We start from the raw sequence: 2,676 nt of genomic DNA, 5'->3' as shown, positions 1-2,676 counted from the left end.
GTCAGCCGCTGGCCGACGGCGGTGAGGACCTGGGTGATCTGCTGTCCCGCCTGTTCGAAGGCGGTCACCGTCGCCGCTGCCCGCTCGGCGGCGGCGCCGCGCCAGCCGTCGGCGACGGCCGCGCGGATCTCGCCGTGCGCCCGCGCGACCGCGTCGCCGAACTCGGAACCCGCGCCGGTGAACACCCGGCCGCCCTCGGCGAGCACCGCCGGATCCAGCCGGTCGACGGCGGCGTGGATGTCGGCGTGGCTGAGCTGGTCGAAGTTCTCGATGGCCGCGACGTAGTCCGGGTCGACGTAGAACTCGGTCATCGCGGGCCCTCCGGGATCTCGATGCCCGCCACGCCCGCCGCGGTGGTGTCGTCGGACGCGCGGTAGGCCGCCGCGGCGGCGCGGAAGGTCGCGGCCAGTTCCCGTGCGGTGCGGGCGTATTCGGTGAGGGTGGCGATGGCGGTCGCGGTCTTGGTCTCGAAACCGGCGCGCAGCTGGGCGCCGGACTCCAGGCCGCCGAAGCCCGGCAGGGCGCTCGCCCCGCCGAGCAGGGCGATCTGGTCCTCGACGGTCTGGGCCAGCCGCTCGTAGCCCAGCGCGCAGCGTTCGTGCGCGCCCTCGGCGACGAGGACGCCGTCGATCCACAGCTCGCCCTCGTCGACTGCCTGCTGTAGCGCCGCGGTGTCCGGCGCGGAGGTCGGATTCGGTGGCACGCGGTCCCCCTTCTGCACTGCCGTGTGTCAGGCGCCAATCTACCGATCCCCGGCGCGGTGTCCATAGCGGGACGGCATCGCGGAAGAACTACGGCGCGGGCGCGCCCGCACGCGCGGTGATGTCGGTGATCCAGGCCGCGATGTCGTCGCAGACCTGCCTGCTGACCGGTTCGTGCAGCAGATCGTGACCCGCGTCGGCGTATTCGCGCCAGGTCACCGAGGGCAGGTGCGCGAACCAGCGGCGGACCGGATCGATGGCGGCGCGGCGGTCGTCCACGCCGTGGACCGCGAGCACCGGCAGCGGACGGGCCAGGGTGCCGTGCGCGACCCGCGGCGGGGTGCCGCACACCACCAGGCCCGCCAGGCCCTCGGTGTCCTCGGCGGGCAGCGCCAGCGCGGTCGCCGCGCCGAGGGAATGGCCCATCAGGAATACCGGACCCGTCGCCTCCGCCGAGACGACGGCGAGCAGCCCGGCCGCGTCCGCCGCCAGCTCGGGCAGCGTGCCGGGGGCGGCCGGGTCGCCCGCGCTCAGGCCCTGCCCGGCGGTGTCGAGGGTGTAGAGCTCGACGCCCGCCGTGCCGAGGGCGGCGGCGAAACGGTGATAGTGGCCGCTGTGCTGGCCCGTTCCCGGTAGCAGCGCCAGCGTGGCGATCGGGTTGTTCCTCGGCCACCGCCGGTAGTGCAGGCGGCCACGATCACTGTCGAAAAACGGCACGGTCGGATTATGGACACGCCGCGCCGATCCGTCACGACCTTCGTCCGGCCGCCCGGGACGCCGGGAGTTCGTGCCCGGTCACAGATCTCGGGCCCGGAATCCGCTCCCACGTCGATCGACGCAGGTCGTCGCGTCCGGCCGGTCCCGGGGTGTCCCCCGGACGGGGGTGTGTCCGGTTACACTCCGATCCGGTTCACCCCGTCCCGATTCGAGGTCTTGCGATGCCGTCCACACGCCGCCGCGCCGTGTACGCCCTCCCCGCCGTACTCGCCTGCACCCTGCTCGCCGCGCCGCAGGCGGGCGCCGACCCCGCCCCCGCCCCGGCCTGCGCGTCCGCGCGCGAAGTGGTGGTGAGTACGGCGGTGCCGCTGCTGGACTGGGCCGAGAACCTGGGCGCCGACGCGCGGGGCGACCTGTGGGTCTCGCGCGTCCAGCGCAACGAGGTCGTGCGCTACGACGCGGCCGGGGTGCGCACCGCCACGGTGCCGGTGGAATCGCCGGGCGCGGTGCGGCAGGGCCCGGACGGGCTGATGTACGTGGTCACCGGGGACTCGGTGGTCGCCGTCGGGCAGGGCGGGGTCGTCCGCTTCGATCCGGCCGCGCCCGAGCCGGTGGCCGAGGTGTTCGCGACCGGCCTCGACCGGCCCAACGGCGCGGCCTTCGGGCCCGACGGCGCGCTCTACGTCGCCGGATACGACGGCGTGCACCGCCTGCGTCCCGACGGCACCGAGGACACCGCCTGGTCGGCCGCGGCGCGGCTCTCCCTCGCCAACGGCATCACGGCCCAGGGCGATTCGCTCTACGTCACGGCCAACGGCGTCGCGCTCGGCCAGGTGGTTCGCCTGTCACGCGCGAATCCCGCGGTCCGCGAGACCCTCACGACGCTGACCGGCCCGGCGGGCCTGCCCGATTTCGCCGACGACGTCACCTGGCACGACGGCGCCGTCTACGCCACCACCCTCACCGGCCGGCTCACGCGCGTCGATCCCGTCTCGGGCCGCGCCTGCACCGTGCTGACCACCCGCCCGCTCACGGCGGTCCTGCCCGACCCCGCCGCTCCCGGGACCCTGCTGGTCACCTCCGAGGACGGCACGGTCGCGCGGGTACACCCGGCGGACTGACGTCCCCGCGCGCACGACGACGACGGCTCACCGGCGAACCGCCGGTGAGCCGTCGCCGGTGGGTGCCGGGATAGCCGCCGACGGTGACGGCGGCCGGGGGCGCGGGGGTGGTGGTCGGCGGGGCGGCCGGGGCGGGC

At 75.4% G+C, this 2,676-nt stretch carries 4 protein-coding genes; 1 reads left to right on the top strand and 3 read right to left on the bottom strand.

What is annotated here, in order from left to right; translation table 11 throughout:
* The 3 genes from ON36_RS28575 to ON36_RS28565 all read right to left on the bottom strand — a co-directional run.
* The coding region (locus ON36_RS28575) for a WXG100 family type VII secretion target (RefSeq protein WP_043660173.1) at window positions 1-311 on the bottom strand (311 nt) is incomplete at its 3' end.
* On the bottom strand, window positions 308-703 hold the full coding sequence (locus ON36_RS28570) for a hypothetical protein (protein WP_043660176.1): 396 nt from the start codon (window positions 701-703) through the stop codon (window positions 308-310). The genes ON36_RS28575 and ON36_RS28570, both read right to left, overlap by 4 nt.
* 88 nt (window positions 704-791) lie before the next feature.
* Window positions 792-1,418: an alpha/beta hydrolase gene (locus ON36_RS28565; RefSeq protein WP_043660170.1), complete on the bottom strand. Its 627-nt coding sequence runs from the start codon at window positions 1,416-1,418 to the stop codon at window positions 792-794.
* 221 nt (window positions 1,419-1,639) lie between these two features.
* Here ON36_RS28565 and ON36_RS28560 point away from each other — a divergent pair, with 221 nt between their 5' ends.
* Window positions 1,640-2,539, top strand: coding sequence for an SMP-30/gluconolactonase/LRE family protein (locus tag ON36_RS28560; protein WP_043660168.1), 900 nt, complete (start codon window positions 1,640-1,642; stop codon window positions 2,537-2,539).
* Window positions 2,540-2,676 lie beyond the last annotated feature (137 nt).

Origin of the sequence: Nocardia thailandica NBRC 100428, from assembly GCF_000308795.1 — a bacterium.
Taxonomy (GTDB): Bacteria; Actinomycetota; Actinomycetes; order Mycobacteriales; family Mycobacteriaceae; genus Nocardia; species Nocardia thailandica.
The sequence above is the reverse complement of the archived record's forward strand: the minus strand, read 5'-3'. Positions and strand labels throughout refer to the sequence as shown.

What these genes read in the sequence shown, in the direction of transcription:
- ON36_RS28560 (WP_043660168.1), top strand. Translation starts at nt 1,640, where the DNA reads ATGCCGTCCACACGCCGCCGCGCCGTGTACGCCCTCCCCGCCGTACTC.